General features: G+C 60.1%; 20 protein-coding genes and 1 riboswitch. Of the genes, 6 read left to right on the top strand and 14 right to left on the bottom strand.

Going from position 1 to position 25,997, the window contains the following annotated elements:
• Nucleotides 1-452: 452 nt before the first annotated feature.
• Nucleotides 453-2,354 carry a DEAD/DEAH box helicase gene (locus JHW44_RS16480; RefSeq protein WP_089345102.1) on the bottom strand — a complete coding sequence of 634 codons (1,902 nt, stop codon included), beginning with the start codon at nucleotides 2,352-2,354 and terminating at the stop codon, nucleotides 453-455.
• A gap of 322 nt (nucleotides 2,355-2,676) precedes the next feature.
• Between JHW44_RS16480 and JHW44_RS16485 the strand changes: the two genes are divergently transcribed.
• Nucleotides 2,677-2,883, top strand: coding sequence for a cold-shock protein (locus tag JHW44_RS16485; protein ID WP_089345101.1), 207 nt, complete (start codon nucleotides 2,677-2,679; stop codon nucleotides 2,881-2,883).
• A gap of 232 nt (nucleotides 2,884-3,115) precedes the next feature.
• Here JHW44_RS16485 and JHW44_RS16490 read toward each other — a convergent pair whose 3' ends face one another.
• Nucleotides 3,116-4,027, bottom strand: coding sequence for a LysR family transcriptional regulator (locus JHW44_RS16490; RefSeq protein WP_089345031.1), 912 nt, complete (start codon nucleotides 4,025-4,027; stop codon nucleotides 3,116-3,118).
• A 69-nt stretch (nucleotides 4,028-4,096) separates the two neighbouring features.
• Between JHW44_RS16490 and JHW44_RS16495 the strand changes: the two genes are divergently transcribed.
• Complete coding sequence (locus JHW44_RS16495) at nucleotides 4,097-6,934, top strand: FAD-binding and (Fe-S)-binding domain-containing protein (protein ID WP_089345030.1); 2,838 nt, start codon at nucleotides 4,097-4,099, stop codon at nucleotides 6,932-6,934.
• Between the two features lie 3 nt (nucleotides 6,935-6,937).
• Here the strand turns inward: JHW44_RS16495 and JHW44_RS16500 are convergent, their stop codons facing one another.
• From JHW44_RS16500 to JHW44_RS16530, 7 genes are read right to left on the bottom strand one after another with little or no spacing between them, the layout of a single operon-like run.
• Complete coding sequence (locus JHW44_RS16500) at nucleotides 6,938-7,450, bottom strand: DUF2478 domain-containing protein (protein ID WP_089345029.1); 513 nt, start codon at nucleotides 7,448-7,450, stop codon at nucleotides 6,938-6,940.
• Between the two features lie 2 nt (nucleotides 7,451-7,452).
• Nucleotides 7,453-8,250, bottom strand: a complete 798-nt coding sequence (locus tag JHW44_RS16505) for a peptidylprolyl isomerase (protein ID WP_089345100.1) — start codon at nucleotides 8,248-8,250, stop codon at nucleotides 7,453-7,455.
• A 5-nt stretch (nucleotides 8,251-8,255) separates the two neighbouring features.
• Nucleotides 8,256-8,975 (bottom strand): respiratory nitrate reductase subunit gamma, encoded by a 720-nt coding sequence (gene narI, locus JHW44_RS16510; protein ID WP_089345028.1) that lies wholly within the window; start codon nucleotides 8,973-8,975, stop codon nucleotides 8,256-8,258.
• Nucleotides 8,976-8,988: 13 nt separating this feature from the next.
• Nucleotides 8,989-9,675 carry a nitrate reductase molybdenum cofactor assembly chaperone gene (gene narJ, locus JHW44_RS16515; RefSeq protein ID WP_089345027.1) on the bottom strand — a complete coding sequence of 229 codons (687 nt, stop codon included), beginning with the start codon at nucleotides 9,673-9,675 and terminating at the stop codon, nucleotides 8,989-8,991.
• Entirely contained in the window at nucleotides 9,672-11,189 is a 1,518-nt protein-coding gene (gene narH / locus JHW44_RS16520) for a nitrate reductase subunit beta (protein ID WP_089345026.1), read from the bottom strand. The genes narJ and narH overlap by 4 nt, the downstream gene beginning before the upstream one ends.
• Entirely contained in the window at nucleotides 11,186-15,004 is a 3,819-nt protein-coding gene (locus tag JHW44_RS16525) for a nitrate reductase subunit alpha (RefSeq protein ID WP_089345025.1), read from the bottom strand. The genes narH and JHW44_RS16525 overlap by 4 nt, the downstream gene beginning before the upstream one ends.
• A gap of 20 nt (nucleotides 15,005-15,024) precedes the next feature.
• Nucleotides 15,025-17,742, bottom strand: a complete 2,718-nt coding sequence (locus JHW44_RS16530; RefSeq protein WP_089345024.1) for a nitrate/nitrite transporter — start codon at nucleotides 17,740-17,742, stop codon at nucleotides 15,025-15,027.
• A gap of 293 nt (nucleotides 17,743-18,035) precedes the next feature.
• Between JHW44_RS16530 and JHW44_RS16535 the strand changes: the two genes are divergently transcribed.
• Both JHW44_RS16535 and JHW44_RS16540 read left to right on the top strand, forming a co-directional pair.
• Nucleotides 18,036-18,722, top strand: coding sequence for a helix-turn-helix domain-containing protein (locus JHW44_RS16535; protein WP_089345023.1), 687 nt, complete (start codon nucleotides 18,036-18,038; stop codon nucleotides 18,720-18,722).
• A gap of 402 nt (nucleotides 18,723-19,124) precedes the next feature.
• On the top strand, nucleotides 19,125-19,655 hold the full coding sequence (locus JHW44_RS16540; RefSeq protein ID WP_089345021.1) for a GAF domain-containing protein: 531 nt from the start codon (nucleotides 19,125-19,127) through the stop codon (nucleotides 19,653-19,655).
• Between the two features lie 150 nt (nucleotides 19,656-19,805).
• On the opposite strand, the gene nrdF is transcribed toward JHW44_RS16540, so the two are convergent.
• From nrdF to JHW44_RS16565, 5 genes are all read right to left on the bottom strand, one after another.
• A complete protein-coding gene (gene nrdF / locus JHW44_RS16545; RefSeq protein ID WP_372800498.1) occupies nucleotides 19,806-20,762 on the bottom strand; it encodes a class 1b ribonucleoside-diphosphate reductase subunit beta in 957 nt (318 codons plus the stop codon).
• An 86-nt stretch (nucleotides 20,763-20,848) separates the two neighbouring features.
• Nucleotides 20,849-22,972, bottom strand: a complete 2,124-nt coding sequence (nrdE, locus tag JHW44_RS16550; RefSeq protein ID WP_089345019.1) for a class 1b ribonucleoside-diphosphate reductase subunit alpha — start codon at nucleotides 22,970-22,972, stop codon at nucleotides 20,849-20,851.
• A complete protein-coding gene (gene nrdI, locus JHW44_RS16555) occupies nucleotides 22,957-23,370 on the bottom strand; it encodes a class Ib ribonucleoside-diphosphate reductase assembly flavoprotein NrdI (protein ID WP_089345018.1) in 414 nt (137 codons plus the stop codon). Before nrdI ends, nrdE begins: the two co-directional genes overlap by 16 nt.
• Before the next feature lie 9 nt (nucleotides 23,371-23,379).
• Nucleotides 23,380-23,601, bottom strand: coding sequence for a glutaredoxin-like protein NrdH (gene nrdH, locus JHW44_RS16560; RefSeq protein ID WP_089345017.1), 222 nt, complete (start codon nucleotides 23,599-23,601; stop codon nucleotides 23,380-23,382).
• A 95-nt stretch (nucleotides 23,602-23,696) separates the two neighbouring features.
• Nucleotides 23,697-23,882: riboswitch (cobalamin riboswitch) on the bottom strand.
• Nucleotides 23,883-23,995: 113 nt separating this feature from the next.
• Nucleotides 23,996-24,196, bottom strand: a complete 201-nt coding sequence (locus JHW44_RS16565) for a hypothetical protein (RefSeq protein ID WP_272850348.1) — start codon at nucleotides 24,194-24,196, stop codon at nucleotides 23,996-23,998.
• Between the two features lie 17 nt (nucleotides 24,197-24,213).
• On the opposite strand from JHW44_RS16565, the gene JHW44_RS16570 reads away from it, so the two are divergent.
• Both JHW44_RS16570 and JHW44_RS16575 read left to right on the top strand, forming a co-directional pair.
• A complete protein-coding gene (locus tag JHW44_RS16570) occupies nucleotides 24,214-24,714 on the top strand; it encodes a helix-turn-helix domain-containing protein (RefSeq protein WP_272850349.1) in 501 nt (166 codons plus the stop codon).
• Nucleotides 24,715-24,973: 259 nt separating this feature from the next.
• Entirely contained in the window at nucleotides 24,974-25,972 is a 999-nt protein-coding gene (locus tag JHW44_RS16575; protein ID WP_419182520.1) for a taurine ABC transporter substrate-binding protein, read from the top strand.
• Nucleotides 25,973-25,997: the final 25 nt, after the last annotated feature.

Consider the following 25,997-nt stretch of genomic DNA (forward strand, 5'->3'; position numbering starts at 1 on the left):
CCGAGTTCGCAGCGGCACGACGATCCCGTTGCCTTTTGCCTCCGCGCCGTGGTCCTCCCGCGATCGGCAAGGGCAACAATCTTCAGAATTGCTATGAGACGGTTCAAATGCATGATCAGTCTCGTGAATATCGCAATTGTCTTGAATGATGATCCTCTGCATGGCCTCGGCGCAAGAGATAATTCCGGCCGCCTCCGACCTTAGTCGCCCCCATCAGTTCAAGAACAGATGCGTGACCGCCCCGTTCAGGGCGTGCAATGTCGCGACGCATGCTGGCCGTTTCAAAGAGAGGCGGGGCGGGGAGGTCGACCCGGACCCCGGCCAGGAGGCAAGAATCGCGCCTGTCACGAACAGTGTTGCGGACCCGGAGTTTGAATCAGGAACGCCAGAGCAAGGGAGACCCCACTCTGGCGCTATCTTTTGACAGTCAACTTTCCTGGGCCGAGTCTGGATCAGCCGCGACGGCCAGCGCTCTTGGCAGATGCATTGCGCCCCGAGGCTGCGGGTTTGGCCCAACGCGCCTTGCCTGCTGCCGGCTTCTTGCTCTTGGGCTTCAAGGCACCATCACGCACGGCCTTTTCCTTGCGGTCAGTTGGCGTCCAGCGTTCCTTGCGGGCCCGTGCAGGTTTGCCCTCGCCGTCAGAAGCGGCTTCGGCAGCCCGGGGGGCGCGCGCCTTGTCCTTGCTGAACTCCTTGCGCGGGCCGGAGGGCTTGGCATTGTGACGCGGCTTGTCCCGGCTGAAGGATGGCGCGGGCCGGTCGAGGCTGGGCTGACCTTCAAGACGGGTCATGGTCAGATCGGGTTCCAGTTCGGACTGCGGGCCGAAGCGCGAGGCCAGTTCTTCGGAAATCTGAACGAAGGTCTCATCTTCGCGGACACGGATCGCACCGATCCCGTCCTTGGTGATATTACCGGCTTCACAGATCTTGGGCAGCAGCCAGCGCGCTTCGGCGCGGCCGGTATGACCCACCGAGAGAGAGAACCAGACCGAAGGTCCGAACTCGCCACGCTCGCGGGGGGCTGAAGGGGTCTGGTTCTGTTGCAGACGCGGGGCCTGCAGTTCTTCCGGCGTGGGCCGTCCATCACGCCACAAGCGGATGAATGCTGCGGCAACCCGTTCGGCGCCGAATTGCTCCAGCAGGGTCTTGGACAGCGCCTCGTTATCGTCCTCGGCATCTTGCAGCGAGGGATGGTCCATGATGCGGGCGTCATCCCTGGCGCGCACATCTTCGGCTGAAGGGGCGGGGCCCCATGTGGCCTCGAGACGAGCGGTTTTCAGCAGGCGCTGCGCCTTCTTCTGTTCCGCCGGCGGCACGATCAGAGCCGAGACGCCCTTAGCGCCAGCGCGTCCGGTCCGGCCCGAACGGTGCAGCAGGGTTTCCGAGTTCGAGGGAAGATCCGCATGGATCACCAGCTCCAGCCCCGGCAGGTCGATGCCGCGGGCAGCCACATCGGTGGCAACGCAAACCTGTGCCCGTCCGTCGCGAAGGGCCTGCAGGGCATGGGTTCTTTCCTGCTGGCTCAGCTCGCCCGACAGTGCCACGGCCTTGAAGCCGCGATTGCCCATGCGGGCCAGCAGATGGTTCACATTGGCGCGCGTCTTGCAAAAGACGATGGCGGTGCGGGCTTCGTGCAGGCGCAGCAGGTTGAAGATGGCCGGTTCACGGTCACGCGGCGCAACATTCAGCGCGCGATATTCGATATCACCATGCTGGCGCGATTCACCCGCGGCCACGATCCGCAGGGCGTCCTTCTGGAATTCCTTGGCCAGTTTCTCGATGGCATTGGGCACCGTTGCCGAGAACATCAACGTCCGGCGTGATACAGGTGCCGATTGCAGGATGAACTCCAGATCCTCGCGAAAGCCGAGATCGAGCATTTCATCGGCTTCGTCCAGAACGGCGGCTTTCAGGCCGGACAGGTCAAGGCTGCTGCGCTCGATATGGTCACGCAAACGACCGGGGGTGCCGACGACGATATGCGCGCCGCGTGCCAGTGCCCGGCGTTCATTGCGAAAATCCATGCCGCCGACACAGGTTGCGATCTGTGCGCCCATCTGTTCATACAGCCAGGACAATTCGCGGGCGACCTGCAAGGCCAGCTCGCGGGTGGGGGCAATGACCAGGGCGAGCGGCCGGTCGGTGGGGTCAAGCTGCGCGCCCGCGCCCAGAATGTCGTCGGCAATTGCCAGGCCGAACGCCACGGTCTTGCCAGAGCCCGTCTGGGCGGAAACCAAAAGATCCCGGTTCGCCGCTTCGGGGGTCAGAACGGAATCCTGAACAGCTGTCAGGCTGGCATACCCTTTGGATGCCAGTGCCGCAGCCAGGGGCTGCGCGATATTTTCACTAATCATAATCTTCGCCAGAAAAAGGGGCGCCATGCACCCGGAGGATGGCGCCAACCTGACGAGTGATGGTTAAGCCTCAGCCCATCACCGCAGGACTAAGGAGCCTGAAGGCGAGGCTTCTAGATTGCCTTAAGGACGAAGTAAAGCCCCTTTGGAAATTTCCCGCAAAATCAGACTTGCACGACTCGGGGCAATATGGGATACCCGATCCCGCTACGTTGATTCCTTACTGCACCCTGTCTCCCTTACCGGCTTCAGTTTGCTATTCGAACTGACTGAGCCGGGCTGTTGCATTTCGCGGGCAGCATGAATGAATGGAGATATCACGATGGCTAATGGCACCGTGAAGTGGTTCAACCAAACCAAAGGCTTCGGCTTTATTGCACCTGCCGAAGGTGGCAAAGACATTTTCGTCCACATCTCGGCCGTTGAGCGCGCCGGCATTCGTCAGCTGGACGACGGCCAAGCCGTGACTTTTGACGTCGAAAGCGGCCGTGACGGCCGTCAGTCGGCTACGAATCTGGCTCTGGCCTGATCCGATTGCGGACCCGTCCCTTTGCAGGGGCGGGTCCATATTGCCCGGATATCGATTCCGGCAAGGCAGGGCTTGAGCCGCATTTCATCGATGCCAGTTCGCCCATCGTGTACCTATCATCCGTGGACTTGATGCGCTTGCCTATCCGTGCATGGCGTATTTTTGCGTTTGAGGCGTGATGTTGCTGTCCTGTTCCTGGCAGCGAAAGGCACCTCTGGTTCAAAGACGGTCTTCAGACTGAAATCAGCTTGTTCAACTGCGTGACAAAGACTGTCGCTGCATGGGACTGTGCTCGTCTGGCCGGTTCCAGCAAGTAGAGATGCCGCCACAGGTCCAGATCTATAATCGGCAAGAAGCGGATCTGCGGATCGCGGAACAACAGCACCGCCTTTTCAGGCAGCAAGGCCACGCCCATATTGGCGCGGATCATGCAAAGCTGGGCGATAGTGGAATGTGCCGACAGCCGCGGCGTCAGAAAGGCCCGCGGGATCTGTTCGCATTGCGTCAACAGGTGATGGGTTCCGGTATGCGGGTTCAGCCCGATGACGTTGTCGGGGTCGATATCGGCCAGCGACACATGACCTCGCCCTGTCAACGGATGGTCGCTGCGGCAGGCCAAACCGATCCTGTCCTTCATGATCGCGCTCTGGCGCAGATCGGAGGAATGGCGAGCCCGACCTGCTATGGCGATATCCAGCCGCCCATCCGACACCATTTGTGCCAGGTTTTCGGCCAGATCATCATGCAGAACACATCTGATGCCGGGATGGGCGCGATGAAATGCGGCCAGTGCCGGTCCGGCCAGTTCGGATATGGCGGAGGGGGACGCCCCCAGGGAGAGTGATCCCTGCTCCAGATCGGCGCTCTGACGCAGCCGTGTTACAGCCTGATCAAGCCCGCCGATCAGGGGCAGCGTTTCCGTGATGAATTCCCGTGCCAGAGGGGTCAGCGCCGCCGGCCTGACCGAGCGATCAAACAGCGATGCGCCGATCGTCTCTTCGATATGCCTGATCAGATCGGACAGGGCCGAAGGCACCACCCCCAACCGGCTGGCGGCAGCGCTGAAGCTGCCCTCTTGCGCGATCATGTGCAGCGCCCGAATATGCCGCAGATTGATGTTCAGATTTTCTGAATTTATCTTCATTTAATTTCGTTTTTAAGAATAGAGCGTTTATGTTTCAACAGGAAAGAGGCGCGATACGGAGTCTTTTTCATGCTGGATCATTCCCAAACCGACGCATTGGCTCTGGCGCTTGGCGCAGCGGGCTTTCGTGGCGAAGTCGAATCCGACACCGCCCTGCGCGCGGCCATGGCAACCGACAACTCGGTCTATCAGATCACCCCCGATCTTGTGGTGGCGCCGCGAGATGAGAATGATCTGCAGATGTTGCTGGAGGTCCTGGACCGGCCCGAATTCGCGTCCGTCGCGCTGACGGGTCGTGGCGGCGGAACCGGCACCAACGGGCAAAGCCTCAATCGCGGGGTGGTTGTCGATATGCGTCGCCACATGAACGGGCTGATCACAGTTGACGCAGAACAGGGCTGGGCTGATGTCCAGCCGGGGATGGTGCTGGACGATCTGAATGATCGGCTTCGCGCCAGCGGCTGGTTCTTCGCGCCCGAAACCTCGACGTCGACGCGCTGCACCATTGGCGGCATGGTCAGCACGGATGCCTCGGGCAAGGGGTCGCGTATCTACGGCAAGACCTCGGACAATATTCTGGGACTCGAGATTGCCCATGCCAAGGGTATCCTCTCCAGCATGGCGGAAACACCGGATTGGGCCCGCGACATGCTGACCAGGGCCGAGGACGCAGCCCGAACGGGGCGCGAGGCCTTCATTCGGAACACGCCCAGACTCAACCGGCGCTTTACCGGCTATGACCTTGAACGGGCCTGCCCCCCGGAAGGTGGTTTCGAATGGTGGCGGTTGTTTCTGGGGGCCGAAGGCACATTGGGGCTGATCTCGCGCATTCGCGTCAAACTGCGCCGGATCGAGCCGGAAAAGCGTCTTCTGGTGGTGGCATTTGACAGCTTCCGCACCGCGCTTCAGGCGGCCTCGCCATTGCTCGAGGTTGATCCGACAGCGGTCGAGGTGATGGATGAAACGGTGCAGGAACTGGCCCGGAAGTCGGGGATTCTCAACAGATTGCCCGAGGCATTGCGCCCGGGTGATGGTCAGCCACTTGCCTATCTGTTCATCGAATTCAACGGTCAGGATCCTGCAGCCCTGCAACAGCAAATCGCGAATTGCCGTCAGCTTCTGGCATCCATTCCGGGCGTCAGGGCCATGCATCTGGCCGGTGATCTGGCAGAAATCAGGGAACTCTGGGCGGTTCGCTCTGCCGGGGTCGGCCTGCTGGGCAAGGTTGATGGCGCAGCGCGTCCGGTCGCCTTTGTCGAGGATACCGTCGTGCCCCCGGAAAACCTGCCCGCCTTTGTCGATGAGTTTCTGGCGGTGCTGACCCGGAACGGGCTGGGATTCGGAATTTATGGGCATATCGATGTCGGTTGTCTGCATATCCGCCCGGCGCTGAACCTTGATCAGGCTGAGGATCGCGAACGATTGGTGGCGGTATCTGACGCGGTCTATGCATTGACCCGCAAATATGGCGGCATCTTCTGGGGTGAACATGGCAAGGGCGTGCGTGGCGCCTATCTGCAGGATTGGATCGGTCCGCAGGCCTATCGCGCGCTGCAGGGGGTAAAGGCCGCCTTTGATCCGCAGGGGCGCTATAATCCGGGCAAGCTGGTGTCCAACGATGCGCCGGTGATGGGCATTGCGACCACGCCTTTTCGGTCCTTCAACGTTCCAGACAGCGATCCGCTGCACAAGGCATTTCGCTGCAACGGCAATGCGCAATGCCTCAGCTATGCGGCATCAGTGCCCATGTGCCCGTCCTTCAAGGCAACTGCCGATCTGCGCCACAGCCCAAAGGGTCGCGCGGATGCGCTGCGTGCCTGGCATCAGGCCCGGGACGATACCCCTGCCGAAAGGCATCAGCGCGAAGCGGATCTGATGCGGGTCCTGGATGGCTGCCTTGGATGCAAGGCCTGCGCCTCATCCTGCCCGGTTCAGGTCGATATCCCGTCGATGCGTTCCGCCTTTTACGAGGATTACTTTTCCCGCCATCGCCGCCCGCTGGCGGAACAGGCGCCGCTGCTGGCCGAGCGTTTCAGCCCGTATATCGCCCGAATGTCGCCGCTTTTGTCTGCCGTTTGGCCTGTCCTGTCGCGCCTTGGCGAACATATCACCGACAGCACCGACATGCCGCGTCGTCTTGCGCGGGGGCTGCCGGCACATCTGCGCTTGCGTCGGCGGGATCTGGATGCCCCCTTGCCCGAGCGGACCGTCATTCTGGTGCAGGACTGGTTTACGGCGCTGTTTGATCCCGAGACCCAACGCGACGTGGTCGCGGGGTTTCAGGCGCTTGGCTACAAGCCGCGCATGTTGCAGATGCAGCCGGCAGGAAAGGCGGCTTATGCGGCAGGGGATTTCAGGAACTTCCGCAACTTGGCCAAACGTCTGGCAAAGGTTCTGCACCGGGCGGCGGCAACGGGGGCCCCTCTGATCGCCTTCGAGCCAGCCTTTGGCATGATGCTGAGGCAGGAATACGTCAAAGAGGGCATCCGCCTGCCGCAAATCATGATGGCGCAGGAGTTTCTGGCCAGCGAGGCAGAACAGGGCCGCCTGCCGCGTGCCAGCCAAAGGTTTTCGGCGAAGCTGCTGGCGCATTGCACCGAAAGCACCGCGACGCCGCAATCGGGCCGACAATGGGCCGCGGTCTTCGAGGCGATTGGAATCGCGCTGGAGACGCCGACCACGGGGTGCTGCGGCATGGCTGGCCTGTTTGGCCATCACAAGCGCCATCAAGAGGTCAGTCGCAAACTCTTCGACATGTCTTGGCGCCAGCATATGACATCTGACAAAGAGGTGGTCGCGACGGGATTTTCCTGCCGCTGCCAAAGCGAACGGTTAAGCGATCAGAGCCCGCGTCATCCACTTGGACTGATCGCGCGGGTGCTGGGTGGCAATGAAGATCTCGTCTGAAGGTCAGGCGGCGATCTCTGCAAGCTGACGGCGACACCAGGTCAGGACGGCATCCGTCTCGGGCGGCAAGGCGGTTTCCGCGCCGCCGGTAAAGGCGCGGAAAGCCGGAAGGTTCAGACCGTTGACTCCGACCAATACCGGAATGCCGCGTTCGACCGCATCGGCGATCAGCGTGGCCAGCCCGCGGCCTTCGCATTCCTGTTTGCCGAATTTGTTCACGATCATCATATGCGCGTGGGGCAGGGCGGCGGCCACGCCAATGACGGCGGTTTCCAGGGCGTCGGCATCCAGACGGCAGCCGCGCGCCAGGTCACCCCGGTCCTCACTGATCCGCAAGACCGGACCGTCGGGAAGAACCATGATGTCCATGTCGCATTTCGCGCGATCGGTCCGTTCGATATTGCTTTGCACGGTGCCGCAAAGCCTGATCCCGTCATCTTGCAGCGCGGTGGCGATGCCGGCCAGGAACCGGTCATTCGCGCCCCGTCCGGGCAGGCTGATATAGGCCAGTTTCATCGTCATGCCTCGGGTGCCAGATCAATGCCGACAATCTGCCCTGATGATGCCAGCTTGGCAATGAAAATGCGGCTGGCACGTGCCCAGGCCGCCTTGTCATGGGCCTCTTGCAGATACGGCAGCACCGCCTCGAAGGGAAGCACGTCGCCCTTGGCGCGGGCGTCGAGGCGGATGACATGCACGCCATAGCGGGTTTCGGCGATGGTGATCTCACCCTCATCCATCCCGGCCAGCGCGGCCTCGAATTCCGGGACCGTATCGCCCGAGGACAACTGGCCCAGCACACCGCCGCTGGTTTTCGACGAACAGGCGCTGTGTTCGATCGCCAGATCCGCAAAGCGGCGCGGGTTCTGCACCAGTTCGGGCAGGATTTCCTTGGCACGCGCCTTGGCCGCATCACGGGTGGACCTGTCTTCCGGCGCTGCGGCGAACAGGATATGTGCCGCTTCATAGAGAGATGGCGCCCGAAACCGGTCGGGATGGGCCAGATAGATTGCCCGAAGGTCACTTTCGCTTGCCGGTTCGGGGGTGATGGCCTCATCCAGAAGGTCGCGGATCATAGCCTCGTCCTCGGTTTCCCACTGACCGGGCGAAAGCTCCTGTGGGGCAGCGCGAATGTCGCGGCGCCGCGCCTCTTGCAGCAGCAATTCGCGGATCGCCAGCGCGCGGGCGGCGGCTTTCCATGCCAATCCCGGCTTGCCCTTCGGGGCAGGGTGGTTCTGGGCTTCGGCTGCGATCAGCGCGGGGTCAATCGAGACCCCGTTGACCGTGACCGGCGGCAAGAGCGGTTTCATTTCCATTGTCATCACTCCGCCGGTGTCAGGTCATTCTTGGGCTGTTTCGTCGCTGCCAGTTTGCGGCTGCGCACGATCTGATAGCCCGGACGCCACAGATAGCGGACCGGTGCCGAAATCATGTGGACCAGCCGCGTGAAGGGGAACAGCAGGAAGATCGTCAGACCCAGAAAGATATGCAGTTTGAACAGGATATTGACGCCGATCATGTGATCCGAGGCCCCCTCGCGCAGATAGACGATGCCCTGCGCCCATTCCATCAGCCGGACCATTTCATGCCCGTCCAGATGGCGCATCGATACGAGAATCGTCAGCAAGCCCAGTATCAGTTGCACCAGCAGCAGGATCAGGATGCCGCTGTCGGCAAGGGTGGAATGCGCACGAACACGGGGGTCAGTCAGGCGACGATGCAGCAGGATGGCGCCCCCGGCCAGCGCCATCAATCCCGCGATGCCGCCGGCGGTCATCGCCAGGATCTGTTTGGCGCCATGGCTGATCCCCAGCGTGTCAAAGACCACGATGGGCGTCAGCAGGCCGACCAGATGTCCGCCCAGAATGATCAGGATGCCGACATGGAACAGCACCGATCCGATGACGAATTGCCGCTTGCGCAGCAACTGGCTGGATTTCGATTTCCACGAAAAGGGATCGTAATCATAGCGGATGATCGACCCGAGGATCATGACCGTGATGGCGATATAGGGATAAATTCCGAAAAGCAGATGGTTCATGGCGATGCCTCGTTCATTTGACGGCCTGCGCGGGGGTGCGCGGGTCCATGCGGGCAAGAATGTCGCGGCTGACGGGGCAGCCTGCATTGGGATCGGGGCCAAAGGTCACTTGCGCCTCTTCCCAGACGGCATCCAGAGCGGCCAGATCCTCGGGGTCGTCATCGGGGATATCGGCCAGTTCGGCGGGTGTCTCGCATTCGGTTTGCGACAGGGTGATCAGCGCCGAGAGGACCGCCGCATAGGGCGTGTCGCGCCGGATCAACCTTTCGTTTAGCGCCGTCAGGATATGACCCGCATCCGCCAGCAGGGCGCGTGCCTCGGCCAGGGGACGGGTGGACAGGAATTCCAGCAGCACCGGCAGATGGTCGGGCAATTCGCTGCCCGCCAGGTCAAAACCGCCGGCGCGATAGGTTTCCAGAAGGTCGACCATGGCCCCACCGCGGTCGCGGCTTTCGCCGTGAACATGTTCGAAGAGGTTCAGCGACAAGGTGCGCGAGCGATCAAACAACAGGACATAGTTCTCTTGCAGCTCATACAGGTCCTGTTCTGCCAGACGATTCAGCAGAACCCGCAATTCCTGCATGCGATGGGGGCCCAGCAGACCCTCTTCATGCAGGATTGCATCAATGGCCGGGAGTGCCGCGATCAGATCCTCGGAAGGATAGCAGAGCAGCGCGGAAAGTGCCTTGAAGGTTTTCATGCGATGAACTCCTGCGGGCTGCGGAACTTCTTGCCACCGAACAGCGAGCCGCTGTTGCCCGAGGAGCAGCCATGGCCATCGGTGAATCCGCAGCCGCCCTTGAGGTCATAGGCGTCCTCGACCAGTTCGCGATGGGTCGTCGGGATGACGAAGCGATCCTCGTAATTTGCGATGGCCAGCAGCTGATACATGTCATCGATCTGCTGTGGACTCAGGCCGACGCGCTTGGCGACGCCCAGATTGACGATCCCGTCCAGCGTCTTGGATCGCATGTAAGAGCGCATGGCCAGCATGCGCTCCAGCGCCGCCGCGACCGGGGCCTCGTCGCCCGCCGTCAGCATGTTCGCCAGATAGCGCAGCGGAATCCGCAGCGAACGGACATCCGGCATGTCGTCTTGCGCCGAGATCATTCCGGCCTCGGCGGCGTTCTGAATGGGTGACAGCGGCGGCACATACCAGACCATCGGCAGGGTGCGATATTCGGGATGCAGCGGGAAGGCGATCTTCCATTCCATCGCCATTTTCCAGATCGGGCTGTTCTGTGCCCCTTTGATCCAGTCCTCGGGAACGCCTTCTTCACGCGCCGCCGCGATCACTTCGGGATCATTGGGGTCCAGGAACACGCCAAGCTGGGCGTCATACAGATCCTGTTCGCTTTCGGCCGAGGCAGCCTCGGAAATACGGTCAGCATCATACAGCATTACGCCCAGATAGCGGATGCGCCCGACGCAGGTCTCTGAACAGACGGTCGGCTGGCCGGATTCGAGACGCGGATAACACAACGTGCATTTTTCCGATTTTCCGGTGGACCAATTGTAATAGATCTTCTTGTAGGGACAGCCGCTGACACACATCCGCCAGCCCCGGCATTTGTCCTGATCGATCAGGACCACGCCGTCATCCTCGCGCTTGTAGATCGCGCCCGAGGGGCAGGAGGCGACGCAGGCCGGATTCAGGCAATGCTCGCACAGGCGCGGCAGATACATCATGAAGGTGTTTTCATATTCGCCATAGATCTCTTTCTGCACGCCCTCGAAATTGTAGTCCTTCGAGCGTTTGGCAAATTCACCGCCCAGGATTTCCTCCCAGTTCGGGCCCCATTCGATTTTTTCCATCCGCTCGCCACTGATCTTCGAGCGCGGCCGGGCGGTCGGGAATGCCTGCATTTCCGGCGCGGATTTCAGGTGGTCATAGTCGAAATCGAAGGGCTCATAGAAATCGTCGATCTCGGGCAGATCGGGATTGGCAAAGATATTCGCCAGAATCCGCCACTTGCCGCCCTGTCTGGGTTGCAGATGGCCGGCCTTGCTGCGCTTCCATCCGCCATTCCAGCGCTTCTGGTTTTCCCAGTCCTTGGGATAGCCGATACCGGGCTTGGTCTCGACATTGTTGAACCATGCGTATTCGACGCCATCGCGTGAGGTCCAGACATTCTTGCAGGTCACAGAACAGGTGTGACAGCCGATGCATTTGTCCAGATTCAGGACCATGCCGATTTGTGCGCGCACTTTCATTCCGCTGCCTCCGTTGCGTGGGTTGCGGGCTGGTCGAGCCAGTCGATCTTTTCCATCTTGCGGATGATCACGAATTCGTCGCGGTTCGATCCGACGGTGCCGTAATAGTTGAAGCCATAGGACAGCTGCGCGTAGCCGCCGATCATATGGGTGGGCTTGGGCACGATGCGGGTGACCGAATTGTGGATGCCGCCGCGTTTGCCGGTGATCTGGCTGCCCGGCGTGTTCACGATCTTTTCCTGCGCGTGATACATGAACATGCTGCCTTCCTTGATGCGCTGGCTGACCACCGCACGGGCCGCAATGACGCCATTGCTGTTGAAGACCTCGACCCAGTCGTTGTCGACGATGCCTGCCGTTCTGGCGTCGGTTTCCGATATCCAGACGACCGGCCCGCCCCTGTTCAGCGTCAGCATCAGCAGGTTGTCGGTATAGGTCGAATGGATGCCCCATTTCTGGTGCGGGGTCAGGAAGTTCAGCACGACATGCTTTTCACCGCTGGCCAGCGATTTGGTGGCCTCGGCACCGACGGTCTTCAGATCGACCGGCGGACGCCATGTCACGAAGAACTCGCCAAAGGCGCGCATCCATTCATGGTCCTGATAAAGCTGCTGGCGGCCTGACAGGGTGCGCCAGGGGATCAACTCGTTCACATTGGTCCAGCCTGCGTTATAGCAGACCTCTTCGCTTTCGATCCCCGACCACGTCGGGCTGGAGATGATCTTGCGCGGCTGGGCGGCAATGTCGCGGAAGCGGATCTTTTCATCTTCCTTGACCTCGGCCAGATGCCGGTGTGTGCGACCGGTGGCCTTGCTCAGCGCATCCCATGCCTTGACCGCGACCTCGCCATTGGTTTCCGGTGCCAGCATCAGAACCACTTCGGCGGCATCAATGGCCGTATCTATGCGGGCCATGCCCTTGGTGACACCTTCGTCGGTGACAGTGCCATTCAGTGCCTGCAGGTGATGGACCTCGGGCTTCGTGTCCCAGGAAATTCCCTTGCCGCCATTGCCGATCTTTTCCATCAGCGGGCCAAGCGCGGTAAAGCGCTTGTAGAGGTTCGGATAATCGCGCGTGACCTCGATATAGCCGGGGGCGGTCTGACCGGGGATCAGGTCACATTCGCCCTGTTTCCAGTCGCGCACGCAATCCTGTGCGATCTCGCCTGCGCTGTCATGTTGCAGCGGCAGTTGCACGACATCGGTTTCCACGCCCAGAACCTCGGGTGACACTTCCGAGAATTTGCGTGCGATGGATTTGAAGATTTCCCAGTCGGATTTGGATTCATAGGCCGGGTCCACCGCCGCCTGCAGCGGATGGATGAAGGGATGCATGTCCGAGGTGTTCATGTCATCCTTTTCATACCAGGACGCCGTGGGCAGAACGATATCGGCATAGACCGCCGTGGTGGACATGCGGAAATCGATGGTTACCAGCAGGTCCAGTTTCCCTTCCGGTGCTTCGTCGTGCCAGACCGCTTCGACGGGCTTCTGGCGGCCCTGTTCGCCCAGATCCTTGCCCTGAACGCCGTGATCGGTGCCCAGAAGATGTTTCAGGAAATATTCATGCCCCTTGCCTGACGATCCCAACAGGTTGGAGCGCCAGACGAACATGTTGCGTGGCCAATTTTCCGGGGCATCGGGGTCTTCGCAGGACATTTGCAGATCGCCCGATTTCAGACGTTCGGCGACATAATCCTTGACCGGGACACCGGCTTCGCGTGCTTCCCGTCCGACCTGCAGCGGGTTGCTTTTCAGCTGTGGCGCCGAGGGCAGCCAGCCCATCCGCTCGGCACGGATGTTATAGTCGATCAGAGAGAGCTTGTTCCAATCGCCCTCGGGCGCGGTTGGAGACAGGATTTCCGAGCTGTTCACGGTTTCATAGCGCCATTGATCGGTATGGGCATAGAAGGCGCTGGTGGAATTCATGTGCCGTGGCGGACGCGACCAGTCCAGCGCAAAGGCCAATGCGGTCCATCCCGTCTGCGGGCGCAGTTTTTCCTGACCCACGTAATGCGCCCAGCCACCGCCGGACTGACCCACGCAGCCACACATCACCAGCATGTTGATGACGGCGCGATAGTTCATGTCCATGTGGAACCAGTGGTTCATCGCCGCGCCGATGATGACCATGCTGCGGCCATTGGTCTTTTCGGCATTATTGGCGAATTCGCGCGCGACCTGGATGATCTTGTCACGTCGCACTCCGGTAATGCGCTCGGCCCATGCGGGCGTGAACGGCGTGTCAGAGTCATAATCGCTGGCGACATGATCGCCGCCCAATCCGCGATCAAGGCTGTAATTCGCGCAAAGCAGGTCAAAGACCGTGGCAACCAGCGCCTCAGAACCATCGGCCAGCGTGACACGTTTAACCGGCACATTGCGGGTCAGAACCTCGCCCCGTGCGTCGACCTCGAAGCCGTTGGTGGCCGCGCCGCCGAAGAAGGGGAAGTCGACGGCGGCGATGTCGTCGCGGTCCTCGTCCAGCACCAGCGACAGCTTCAGCCGCACATCGCGTCCATCGGCCTTTTCTTCAAGATTCCAGCGCGCGGTCTGCATGTCTTCGCCCTGGGACACGCCGGTCTTGGTGCCGGCGTCCTTGACAGCGGCCTTGTTGGCCTCATCGGTCCAGCGGAACCCGACCGAGCCGTTCGGCGCGACCAGATCACCGCTGATCTCGTCGATCGCGACGGTCTTCCATTCGGGATGCTCCGCCTGACCCAATCCGTCAACCAGATCTGCGGCGCGCAGTTGCCGCCCCGGCACCAGCCGCTCGCCTTGCCGGTCCAGGCGGACCAGCATGGGCATGTCGCTGTAGCGGCGGCAGTAGTCCTCGAAATAGGGAACCTGCCGATCCAGGTGGAACTCACGCAGGATGACATGGCCGAATGCCATGCCGAGGGCGGCATCAGTGCCCTGTTTTGCATTCAGCCAGATGTCGCCAAACTTGGCAGCTTCGGAGTAATCGGGGCAGATCACCGCCGATTTGGTGCCCTTGTAGCGCGCCTCGGTATAGAAATGTGCGTCCGGTGTCCGTGTCTGCGGCACGTTCGAGCCCCACAGCAGCAGATAACCGGCATTATACCAGTCGGCCGATTCCGGCACATCGGTCTGTTCGCCCCAGGTTTGCGGACTGGCGGGCGGCAGATCGCAATACCAGTCGTAGAAGGACATGCAGGTGCCGCCCAGCAGCGACAGATATCGCGTGCCAGCCGCATAAGAGATCATCGACATGGCGGGAATGGGAGAGAAGCCGAAGACCCGGTCAGGGCCGTATTCCTTTGCCGTATAGGCATTGGCCGCGGCGACCATCTCGGTGGCCTCTTCCCATGTGGCGCGCACGAAGCCGCCCTTGCCGCGAATGCGGGTGTAGCTGGCGCGGGCCTCGGGGTCGCTCTGGATCGCCTTCCAGGCGGCTACGGGTTCCATGGTCTTGCGCTTTTCACGCCACAGCTTCATCAGCCGCCCCCGGATCAGCGGGGTTTTCACGCGATTGGCGGAATAGAGATACCAGCTGTAGGAGGCCCCGCGTGCGCAGCCGCGCGGTTCGTGATTGGGCAGATCGGGCCGGGTGCGCGGATAATCGGTCTGCTGGGTTTCCCAAGTGACGATGCCGGATTTGACATAGATCTTCCAACTGCAGGACCCGGTGCAGTTCACACCATGGGTCGAGCGCACGATCTTGTCGTGCCGCCAGCGCGAGCGATAGGTCTCCTCCCAGTCGCGGCTTTCAGTGGTGGTCTGGCCGTGACCTTCGGAAAACACGTCCTTGCGGTTCGGTTTCAGGAAGTTCAGGCGATCCAGAAGATGGCTCATCTTGCTGTCTCCTTTGATGTTCAGGCGGCCTGGGGGACAGAAGCTGCCCCTTGTCCGCGTTCGATGTCATGCAGCAGACCGCCGCGACGGGTGTAGAAGGCCCAGGTGATGACCAGGCACAGGACGTAGAAGATCAGGAAGCCCCAGAGAGCACCGACAGGGCTGCCCATCATGGCCAGCGAGGTTCCGTAAGCCTTGGGGATGAAGAAGGCGCCATAGGCGGCCATGGCCGAGGTAAAGGCGATGATCGCAGCGCTTTCGCGCCCGGCCTGCCTGCGCAGTTCTTCGCCCTTCAGTTCCGGCATGAGGCGGGGCACTTCGCGGCTCATGATGATCGGGATCATCTGGAAGGTCGAGGCATTGCCGACGCCTGTCAGGAAGAACAGCGCCATGAAGGCCGCGAAGAAGGCGATGAAGCTGCCCGCACCAAGGGCCGAGATCACGGCGAAGGTTGCCACGATCATGCCGAGGAAGGTCCAGAAGGTGACGCGCCCCCCGCCGAAGCGGTCGCTGATCCATCCGGTCCCGGCGCGGCTCAGCGCTCCGACCAGCGGCCCCAGGAAGACAAAGTTGATGGCGTTCACCTCGGGGAAGGCCAGCTTGGTCAGCAGGGGGAAGCCTGCGGAAAAGCCGATGAAGCTTCCGAATGTGCCGGTGTAAAGGATACACATCAGCCAGTTATGCTTGCGCGTGAAGATGATGGCCTGTTCGCGGAAACTGGCACGGGCATCGGCGATGTCGTTCATGCCCAGCCAGGCTGCCGCCGTTGAAAGCAGGATGAAGGGCACCCAGACGAAGCCGGCATTCTGCATCCACAGCTTTCCGCCATCGGCCAGTTCCTGCGGTGCGCCGCCCATCGCGCCAAAGACACCGGCGGTGATGACCAGGGGCACCAGAAACTGCATGACCGAGACGCCCAGATTTCCCAGACCGGCATTCATCGCCAGGGCATTGCCCTTTTCGGACTTGGGGAAGAAGAAGGCGATATTGGCCATCGACGAAGCAAAGTTCCCGCCGCCAAAGCCACAGAGCAGCGCCAGCGTCAGAAAGATCAGATAGGGCGTATCCGGGTTCTGCACCGCATAGCCGATGCCCAATGCGGGCAGCAGCAGCGAGGCGGTGGACAGCGTCGTCCACAGGCGTCCGCCAAAGATGGGCACCATGAAGCTGTAAAAGATCCGCAGCGTCGCACCCGACAGGCCCGGCAGGGCTGCCAGCCAGAACAGCTGCCCGGTCGAGAATTCGAAGCCAATGGCGGGCAGGCGTGCGACGACCATGGACCAGACCATCCAGACCGAGAATGCCAGAAGCAGAGCCGGGATCGAGATCCAAAGATTGCGTCGTGCGATCCTGCGGCCCTTTGTGGCCCAGAATTCCGGATCCTCGGGATGCCATTCCTCCAGGACCGACGGCATTTTCGTGCGCTCGGGGTCGTGGATTTCAGCAAGTTCGGGGAAGCTGGGCAGGCTGTCCAGCGCCTCGCCGTGGCTCTTGCGCTCCATGGCGCGCACCGAAAGATGCATCCAGCCTGCCGAGACGATCACGATCAGGAACAGCAACGCGAAACAGGAGGTGTAGACACCGGTCAGGTCCAGCAGCGCGCCGAAGATGATGGGCAGGATGAAGCCACCAAGACCACCGATCATGCCGACCAGACCACCGACAGCGCCGACATGATCGGGATAATAGACAGGGATATGTTTATACACTGCCGCCTTGCCCAGGCTCATGAAGAAGCCAAGGACGAACAGTGTGATCACGAAGGGGACCATGTCCATTTGCGTGGAAAAGCGGATCAGCCCGTCCTTGCCGTGAATGACGTAATCAGTCGGTGGATAGGACAGCATGAACAACAGCACGGCGCAGAAGCCGAAAGTCCAATACATGACCGTGCGCGCGCCAAACCGGTCCGCCAGCACGCCGCCATAGGCACGGAACACGCTGGCGGCAAGGCTGAAGGCTGCGGCGCACATGCCGGCCACGCGGACCTCGGCACCATAGACATCCGTCAGGTAGTGCGGCAGCCACAGCGCCAGCGCGACAAAGCCGCCGAAGACAAAGAAATAATACAGTGAAAAACGCCAGACCTGCAGGTTCTTCAGCGGCGCGAACTGCTGGGCAAGGCTGGGGGCCTTGACGCCCTGTTCGCGCCGGGCGCGAAAGGCCGGATCATCGCGGGCAATGACAAAGAAGATCACCCCCATGATGGCGATGGCTGCGGCCCAGATATGTGCAACCGCTTCCCAGCCCCAGGCAACCAATACGAAGGGAGCGAGGAATTTGGTCACGGCCGCGCCGACGTTGCCCATGCCGAAAATGCCAAGCGCCGTGCCCTGCCGCTGCGGCGGGAACCATTTCGAGACATAGGCCACCCCGATGATGAAAGAGCCACCGGCCAGACCTACGCCCAATGCGGCGACAAGAAAGGTTTCATAGCTGTTTGCCCAGGTCAGTGCCCAGGTGGCCGCGCCGGTCAGGATCATCTGAAGCGGAAAAACGATGCGTCCGCCAAAACGCTCGGTCCAGACCCCCAGGATCAGCCGTGTCAGCGACCCGGTCAGGATCGGCGTGGCGATCAGCAGGCCATATTGGAATTCGGAGAGACCAAGTTCTTGTTTGATCTGCAGACCGATGATGGAAAAGATCGTCCAGACGGCAAAGCAAAGCGTAAAGGCCGTGGTGCTGAGCCATAGGGCCTTTTGCTGTTCGCCGGGCGACGCACTGATGTGGTCCGTCATTTCTACCGCTCCGTTGGGCCTTGGCAGGCAAGGCAGTTCGAAAGCAGGCATCACCTGTGGCATGAAACGGTAATTTGATCTGGGTCAATATGTTCGTGATCGACCGGCCATTCCGACAAAAATTGCCCGATTACGCGCCTCTGCCCTCGAATTGACGATAATTGACATGACCAACGCAATTCGCAGATCTGACAAAATGACGTTGCGTAATTGATCTGCGTCAAGTCCCTTGATGCGGCGAAACGCTAACCTCGGATCTCTGTTCCCGCCTCGATTGATTCGAAGGAATTGTGATGTTCGAGAAAGACAAGGACGAGGTCCGCGATCTGCGTCTGTTTCGCGATATGGCCCCCTCCAGCTTCGACAAGTTGATGCAGGCGGCCTATGCGCAGGAATTTCCCGCGCGTCTCGAGATGATCCGACAAGGCGCACGAGCGAATTTTCTGCATGTAGTGACGCAGGGATCGGTCGAACTGTATTCCGAATGGAAGGGCCGCGATGCGACCATGGGGATCATTGGGCCGGTGACCAGTTTCATTCTGGCGGCCTGCATTCGCGATGCCGCACATCTGATGTCGGCACGTACCCTCGAGCCAAGCCGGATCGTGATGATCCCGGCCGAGGATATCCGCAGTGCCTTTCGCGAGGATCAGGCCTTCTCGATCAGCGTTCTGGATGAACTGGCGACCGACTATCGCCGCATGGTGCGCCATACCAAGAATTTGAAACTGCGCAATGCCCGCGAGAGGCTGGCGGCCTATCTGCTGGTGCAATCGAACAGGCATTCCGGGGCTGCCGGCTTTACCCTTCCCTATGAAAAGCGTCTGCTGGCGGCCTATCTGGCCGTCACGCCCGAAAGCCTGTCGCGATCCTTCAAGGCCCTGGCCGATCACGGCGTCCATGTGGCGGGCAGCAGGGTGACGATCACCGACTTCGGCCGACTGCGGCGATTGGCCGAACCCAGCGATCTGATCGATTAGGACGATTGCCTTGGGCGAATCCTGCATCCAGAACTCGTCGTATGTCCGCATCGGAAAACGCTGGATTTGCGACGAATCCGGACCAGCCCGGCAGTTCACGTCCAGGTCCGCGGTCACGTCGAAGTGTATTGCATCATCCTGGCCGCGCTGTTTCATCAAGTAACGGGTCAGGCCATGCGCATGGATCACATGATTGATCCGTTAATCTGTTGAATTCGTGCATGCCTTGCGCGTCTGCGATGATGTAACGGTCGTGAATGACGGTGCGGCATCTTTTGCCCGGAGACGTGGAAAGCGCACCCGCTTTCAGCTATTCTCTCCCGGACAGTCGAGCATGACTGTTCTTCGTGCGGCCGTGCCGCAACATGGAAACAAGAATGAAGACAATCAGGGATATGCCCCGTGACCGACCTGCCTGATGACCTTTGCAGGTCCGATCCGGACGCCTCGGCATCCGACAGTTTCCCGGATCAGGCGTTTCGGCGCGATATTGTCGCCGTCCTGTCCAACCCGTCGAATGCCACGATGCTTGAAACACTGTGCATGGCAACCGGTCTGCGTTTTGCCGCGATTGCGCGGGTGACCGACCGGAACTGGGTGACCTGCTGCGTCGTCGATCATCTGTCATTCGGGCTGAAGCCCGGCGATGAACTGCTGATCGAAACCACCCTGTGCCGCGATGTCGAGAAGTCGCGCAACGAGATCGTCATCGACGATGTTTTCTCTCATCCGGTCTATTGCGATCACCATACCCCGCGGGACTATGGTTTCCGCAGCTACCTGTCGTTTCCGGTCTATCGCAAGGACGGCGAGTTCTTTGGCACCATTTGCGGACTTGATCCCGAACCGCACCGGCTCAATGAATCGCGCGTCAGGGACATGATGCGTCTGTTCGCCAAGCTTGTCGGAGACTCGCTGGACGCTGGCCCTTAGATCAAAGAGGTGTCTGAGCCGATCAGGTCACTAGGTCACGGTTCGGAAGCAACGCGTCGCTATTCTCGTCCGTGACCCGCGCAATCCTCTCAACATGCCAGAAGAGGCTGCGCGGGACGATTTTAGATTTTTGCCCCGGAGGGGGCAACTTCAGAAATCCCAGTCTTCATCCTCGGTAGCGACGGCCTTGCCAATGACATAGGACGATCCAGACCCCGAGAAAAAGTCATGGTTTTCGCTGTCGGGCGACAATGCGGCCAGGATCGCGGGGTTCACCTCGCAGGCCGCTGGCGGGAACAGCGCCTCATAGCCCAGATTCTGCAGTGCCTTGTTGGCATTGTAATGCAGGAACGCCTTCACGTCCTCGGTCAGCCCGATTCCATCGTACAGTTCGGCGGTATATTTGACCTCGATGTCATATAGATCGAAGATCAGTGCAAAGGCAAAGTCCTTCAATTCGGCCCTTTTCGCCTCATCCAGCTTTTCCAGGGCGCGCTGGTATTTGTAGCCGATGTAATAGCCATGAACGGCCTCATCCCGGATGATCAGTCTGATCAGATCGGCAGTATTGGTCAGCTTGGCACGGCTGGACCAATACATCGGCAAATAGAAACCCGAATAGAACAAGAAGCTTTCCAGGAATACGCTGGCGATCTTGCGCTTCATCGGATCGGCGCCAGCATCATATTCGTCCAGGATCAGCCGCGCCTTCTGTTGCAGATGCGGGTTTTCCTCGGACCAGCGGAACGCCTCATCCACTTCCTTGGTCAGACAGAGTGTCGAGAAGATCGATGAATAGGAGCGCGCGTGGACCGCTTCCATGAAGGCGATATTTGACAGAACCGCTTCCTCATGCGGGGTCTGGGCATCACCCATCAATCGTGGTGCCCCAAGCGTGTTCTGGATCGTGTCCAACAGCGTCAATCCGGTAAAGACGCGGATCGTCAATTCGCGCTCTTCCGGACGCAAGGTCGCCCAGCTTTGCACGTCATTGGACAATGGCACCTTTTCCGGCAGCCAGAAGTTCACCGTCAGTCGGTTCCAGACCTCCAGATCCTTCTCGTCCTGCAGCCGGTTCCAGTTCACGGCGCGCTGAACCTGACGCATCACCTGATCCTTCATGATCGAAGAACCCCTCTCTTCTTCTTTGTCACAAATACCCCGGGGGTCCGGGGGCGGGCCCCCGGCCTCGCTTACAACGTGCAGGACACGCAGCCTTCGACTTCGGTCCCTTCCAGTGCGGTCTGGCGCAGCCGGATATAGTAGATTGTCTTGATCCCCTTTTTCCACGCATAGATTTGCGCGCGGTTGATGTCGCGGGTCGTGGCCTCGGCGGGAAAGAACAGGGTCAACGACAGGCCCTGATCGACATGTTCGGTCGCAGCCGCATAGGTGTCGATGATGGCTTGCGGGCCGATTTCATAGGCGTCGCGATAGAACTCCAGGTTCTCATTCGACATGAAGGCGGCCGGATAATAGACGCGGCCGATCTTGCCCTCCTTGCGGATCTCGATCTTGCTGACAATCGGATGGATCGAACTGGTCGAATTGTTGATATAGCTGATCGATCCGGTTGGCGGCACTGCCTGCAGGTTACGGTTGTAAAGCCCATGCTTCATCACATCGGCCTTCAACGCCTCCCAATCCGTGCGGGTCGGCAGCGTGATCCCCGCGAACAGCCGCGTCACTTCCGGCATGACCGGCAGCCAGTCGCGGTTGGTGTATTTGTCAAAGAAGCTGCCATCGGCATAGGTCGATTTTTCGAATCCCTTGAAGGTCGCGCCTTTTTCCTGCGCCAACAGATTCGAGGCCCGGATGGCGTGATAGGCTATGGCGGCGAAATAGACGCTGGTGAACTCGATGCCCTCGGGACTGCCATAGTGAATGCGCTCGCGTGCCAGAAAACCGTGCAGGTTCATCTGGCCCAGGCCCACGGCATGGGCCTCGTCATTGCCCTTGCGGATCGAGGGCACGGAATCGATGGCCGACATTTCGCTGACGGCAGTCAGGGCACGGATGGCGGCTTCGACCGTGGCGCCGAAGTCGGGACCATCCATTGTCTTGGCGATATTCAGTGATCCCAGATTGCAGGAAATATCCGTGCCCATATGGGCATAGCTGAGATCTTCGTTGAATTCCGACGCCTCGTTCACCTGCAGTATTTCCGAACAGAGGTTCGACATGGTGATGCGCCCGTCGATCGGATTGGCGCGGTTCACCGTGTCCTCGAACATGATGTAGGGATAGCCGCTTTCGAACTGGATCTCGGCCAGCGTCTGGAAGAACTGGCGTGCATTGATCTTTTTCTTGCGAATACGCTTGTCGTCGACCATCTCGGCATATTTCTCGGTGACCGAGATTTCCGAGAAGGGTACGCCATAGACGCGCTGAACGTCATGGGGCGAGAACAGATACATATCCTCGTTCCGCTTGGCCAGATCGAAGGTGATGTCAGGGATCACCACGCCAAGGGACAACGTCTTGATGCGGATTTTCTCATCCGCGTTTTCGCGCTTGGTGTCCAGGAAGCTGAGGATATCGGGATGATGGGCGTTCAGATAGACTGCACCCGCGCCCTGGCGTGCACCCAGCTGGTTGGCATAGCTGAAGCTGTCTTCCAGCAACTTCATGATCGGGATCACGCCTGAAGACTGGTTCTCGATCCCCTTGATAGGGGCCCCGGATTCGCGGATGTTGGTCAGCATCAGGGCGACGCCGCCGCCGCGTTTCGACAGTTGCAGCGAGGAATTGATCGCCCGGCCGATCGATTCCATGTTGTCTTCGACGCGCAGCAGGAAACAGGAAATCAGCTCGCCGCGCGATTTCTTGCCCGCGTTCAGAAAGGTCGGCGTGGCGGGCTGGAAACGACCCGACAGGATTTCATCCATGAACTTCATGGCCAGATCCTGATCGCCCCGCGCCAGTGCCAGCGCCACCATGACCACGCGATCTTCGTAACGCTCCAGGTAGCGCTGCCCGTCTCGGGTCTTCAGTGTATAGCTGGTGTAATATTTGAACGCGCCAAGGAAGGTTGGAAAACGGAACTTCTTGGCAAAGGCGGCCGCCCAGATCCGGTGCAGGAACTCGCGCGGATAGTCGGACAGAACCTGCGGCTCGTAATAGCCTTCGTCGACCAGGTAATCCAGCTTCTCGTCCAGGCTGTGGAAGAAGACAGTGTTCTGGTTGACGTGCTGCAGGAAATACTGCCGCGCCGCCATGCGGTCGGCCTCAAAGCGGATGTGCCCCTTGTCGTCATAAAGGTTCAGCATCGCGTTCAGCGCGTGATAGTCGAGGTCGGGCTTCACACTGTCAAGCATTCCATTTCCTGCAGTTTTTTCAGCCCGTCGCGGACACGGGCAATATCGGTTGGTGTTCCCGCCAGTTCGAATCGATACAACACGGGAACGCGGCATTTATCGGCAATCACGCGCGCGGCCAAGGCATAGGTTTGCCCAAAGTTGCGATTGCCCGCGCCGATCACGCCACGCAATCCGGCCCGACGCGCTTCATCATTGAGAAAGCGGATGACCTGCTTGGGCACCGCACCGCGACCTTCGCCATCGGCATATGTGGGGCAGATCATCACATAGGGCCGGTCCGGCATCGGCATCGGATCGCTGCTGCGCAGGGGAATGCGCATTGCCGACAACCCCAGGGCCGCCACAAAGCGGGCGGTGTTGCCCGATCCCGATGAGAAATAGACCAGCCCCACCATCGCGAATGATCAGGCCAACTGGCCGATCATGTCCGGACGAAAGCCTGCCCAGTGGTTCTCACCGGCGATGACGACGGGCGCCTGACGGTATCCCAATGCCGTCACCCGCTCCATGGCTTCGGCGTCCTGGGTCAGATCGACGATGTCGTAGTTCAGGCCGCGGGCATCAAGAGCACGGGTGGTGGCGGTGCATTGCACACAGGCGGGTTTGGAATAGACGGTGATGGTCATGCGCTCGGCTCCTGGTCTCTATGTCTGGATGGCGGTCCCGCGCTTGACTGCTGGCGAAGATCCGCCAACAGCCACGCTGCCGGGCCCACCGCCCGTAGTCGTTTTTTGCCATGGCAGGTCTCCTGACTCGCGGACATGGGACAACCGGCCTTCCCGGAGTGATCCAGTGGCTTCATCAGTCGATCCGACCGCTTACAGTTGCGGGGGCAGTGCCGGCTTTTCACCGACTTCCCTTTTCACCTCTGACGGATGTCATTGGCACCATAGCCACATCACTTAGCCATCCAAGCGGGTATAATGTCAATATGTGGTGTCGGGACCAAGGAAATTTTCTGGGGACAATGCTGCCGCGTCCAGTGATTCCAATGCTTTGCAATTCAGGATCCCGTGTGGGTCAGACCGCCGCGCTGGTCAAGCCTTCAGGGCGGGGTTGAAAATGTCGTTTCAAGGCTTCGTTGCCTTTGAAAATTTCGGGGGCGTCCCTGATCTGCAAAGCAGGAATGAAAAAAATGTTGATAATTTCATTTCCGGTGGCAAGATCGATATTCGATGAAGAGGGAGTGATTCGTGACTTCTGGTGCTGATCTGCGGACATTGAGAAAGAGCCGCGCCTTGACCCTGGCGCAGCTCGCCGAAGCCATGGGCCGGTCCCTGGGCTGGATGTCGCAAGTCGAACGCGATGTCTCGCGGATCAGTGCCGAGGATTTGGCCAAGCTGGCACAGATCCTTGATGTGGCGCCGTCGCTGCTGATCCAGCCCAAGGCCGAGACGCCACGGGAAGAAGGCCGTATCGTTCGGGCTGACCGCCGCCGTTCGCTCGGACACCGTCATGACGGGTTGATCGAAGCGCTGATCTCTCCGGACCTGACCGACAGTTTCGAAATCGTCCATTCGACCTTCCTGCCCGGGAAGGCGCTGCCCGAGCCTGTGCATCGCGAGACGCAGGAAGTCGGCTTCATGTTGTCGGGACGGCTGGATCTCAGCTTCGGCGACCAGAAATTCACCGTGGGTCCGGGGGACAGTTTCCGGATCCGTAACGAGCCCTATCTCTGGGCAAATCCCTATCGTGAAACCGCAGTGGCACTGTGGGTAATTTCGCCGCCGATCTACTAGAAAGGACCTTCGACGTCGCAATGTGCCAACATAGGAATCCATGATCATCATTGTTCCGCGGGGATCGGCGTCTGGCCGAAGATTCGCGGAGGATTCTGATCACCCCGCAGCCATGTGATGGAGGGTCATACCCTTCCGCGATCAGGCTTTGCGCGGACCCTGAACATCAATCAGATCGCCGGCTCAACCGGCGGCGTTTCAATGACCTCGACCAGGATTCCCGGGGCTGATGAGTCATGCCAACAGAGGAAAGAACAGAATGAAGCGAACAAAAGCCATCAGTGGTCTGTTGTCCCTGATTTCGCTGGGGATGGTGTCTCCTGCATTTGCACAGGACGCTGTAACGGTGGCCTATTTCCAGGAATGGCCGATGCCGTTCCAATATGCCAAGGCCAAGGGGCTGTACGAGGAAAAGCTGGGCGTTCCGGTCAATTGGGTTGCCTTTGATTCGGGTACCGCGATGTCGGCCGCCATGGCGGCCGGAGATGTGCAGATCGCCATAAGTCAGGGGGTGCCTCCCTTTGTGGTGGCGGTTTCGGCGGGGCAGGATCTCGAGGTTGTCGATATTGCCGCCTCCTATTCCGACAATGACAATTGTGTTGTCGCTTCGCGGCTGGAAATCGACAAGGACAGCGCGGGCGAACTGACGGGCAAACGCGTGGCGCTGCCCGTGGGGACCATCGCCCATTACGGTTTCCTGCAGCAGATGGAGCATTTCGGTGTCGATCCGGCCTCCATGACCATCGTGGACATGGCCCCGGCCGAGGCGGCTGCGGCCTTTGGCCAGGGCAGCATCGACATGGCCTGTGGCTGGGGCGGTGCGCTGGACCGGATGAAGGCCGAGGGCAATGTGCTGCTGAGCGGGGAAGAAAAGGAAGAGGCAGGTATTCTGGCCTTCGACCTGACGACGACCTCGGCCCGGTTCGCTGCAGAGAATCCAAAGCTTCTGGCGGATTTCCTTGCGGTGACCGCGGATGCCAATGCGATGTGGAACGCTGGCGACAAGCGTGACGAGATGCTGCCGGTGATAGCCCAGGATGCCGGCATGGACGAGGCTTCTGCGGCTGCCGTCATCGACAATTTCAAGTTTCTTTCGCCCGAAGAGCAACTTTCCGAGACCTGGTTGGGCGGACGCGTTGCAAGCTATTTCAGTGGCGTGGCGGCGATGTTTCACGAGCTTGGGAACCTTCCCTCGGCGTTGCCCAGCTACGCTGAATTCATCGACACGTCGGCGCTTTCTGATGTGTCTGGCCGCTGACGCTTGGTGGAAGGCGTTTGGTGCC

The sequence above is a fragment of the Paracoccus seriniphilus genome, from assembly GCF_028553745.1.
Taxonomy (GTDB): domain Bacteria; phylum Pseudomonadota; class Alphaproteobacteria; order Rhodobacterales; family Rhodobacteraceae; genus Paracoccus; species Paracoccus seriniphilus.

What these genes read in the sequence shown, in the direction of transcription:
- JHW44_RS16480 (WP_089345102.1), bottom strand. Translation starts at nt 2,354, where the DNA reads ATGATTAGTGAAAATATCGCGCAGCCCCTGGCTGCGGCACTGGCATCC.
- JHW44_RS16485 (WP_089345101.1), top strand. Translation starts at nt 2,677, where the DNA reads ATGGCTAATGGCACCGTGAAGTGGTTCAACCAAACCAAAGGCTTCGGC.
- JHW44_RS16490 (WP_089345031.1), bottom strand. Translation starts at nt 4,027, where the DNA reads ATGAAGATAAATTCAGAAAATCTGAACATCAATCTGCGGCATATTCGG.
- JHW44_RS16495 (WP_089345030.1), top strand. Translation starts at nt 4,097, where the DNA reads ATGCTGGATCATTCCCAAACCGACGCATTGGCTCTGGCGCTTGGCGCA.
- JHW44_RS16500 (WP_089345029.1), bottom strand. Translation starts at nt 7,450, where the DNA reads ATGAAACTGGCCTATATCAGCCTGCCCGGACGGGGCGCGAATGACCGG.
- JHW44_RS16505 (WP_089345100.1), bottom strand. Translation starts at nt 8,250, where the DNA reads ATGGAAATGAAACCGCTCTTGCCGCCGGTCACGGTCAACGGGGTCTCG.
- narI (WP_089345028.1), bottom strand. Translation starts at nt 8,975, where the DNA reads ATGAACCATCTGCTTTTCGGAATTTATCCCTATATCGCCATCACGGTC.
- narJ (WP_089345027.1), bottom strand. Translation starts at nt 9,675, where the DNA reads ATGAAAACCTTCAAGGCACTTTCCGCGCTGCTCTGCTATCCTTCCGAG.
- narH (WP_089345026.1), bottom strand. Translation starts at nt 11,189, where the DNA reads ATGAAAGTGCGCGCACAAATCGGCATGGTCCTGAATCTGGACAAATGC.
- JHW44_RS16525 (WP_089345025.1), bottom strand. Translation starts at nt 15,004, where the DNA reads ATGAGCCATCTTCTGGATCGCCTGAACTTCCTGAAACCGAACCGCAAG.
- JHW44_RS16530 (WP_089345024.1), bottom strand. Translation starts at nt 17,742, where the DNA reads ATGACGGACCACATCAGTGCGTCGCCCGGCGAACAGCAAAAGGCCCTA.
- JHW44_RS16535 (WP_089345023.1), top strand. Translation starts at nt 18,036, where the DNA reads ATGTTCGAGAAAGACAAGGACGAGGTCCGCGATCTGCGTCTGTTTCGC.
- nrdF (WP_372800498.1), bottom strand. Translation starts at nt 20,762, where the DNA reads ATGCGTCAGGTTCAGCGCGCCGTGAACTGGAACCGGCTGCAGGACGAG.
- nrdE (WP_089345019.1), bottom strand. Translation starts at nt 22,972, where the DNA reads ATGCTTGACAGTGTGAAGCCCGACCTCGACTATCACGCGCTGAACGCG.
- nrdI (WP_089345018.1), bottom strand. Translation starts at nt 23,370, where the DNA reads ATGGTGGGGCTGGTCTATTTCTCATCGGGATCGGGCAACACCGCCCGC.
- nrdH (WP_089345017.1), bottom strand. Translation starts at nt 23,601, where the DNA reads ATGACCATCACCGTCTATTCCAAACCCGCCTGTGTGCAATGCACCGCC.
- JHW44_RS16565 (WP_272850348.1), bottom strand. Translation starts at nt 24,196, where the DNA reads ATGTCCGCAGATCAGCACCAGAAGTCACGAATCACTCCCTCTTCATCG.
- JHW44_RS16575 (WP_419182520.1), top strand. Translation starts at nt 24,974, where the DNA reads ATGAAGCGAACAAAAGCCATCAGTGGTCTGTTGTCCCTGATTTCGCTG.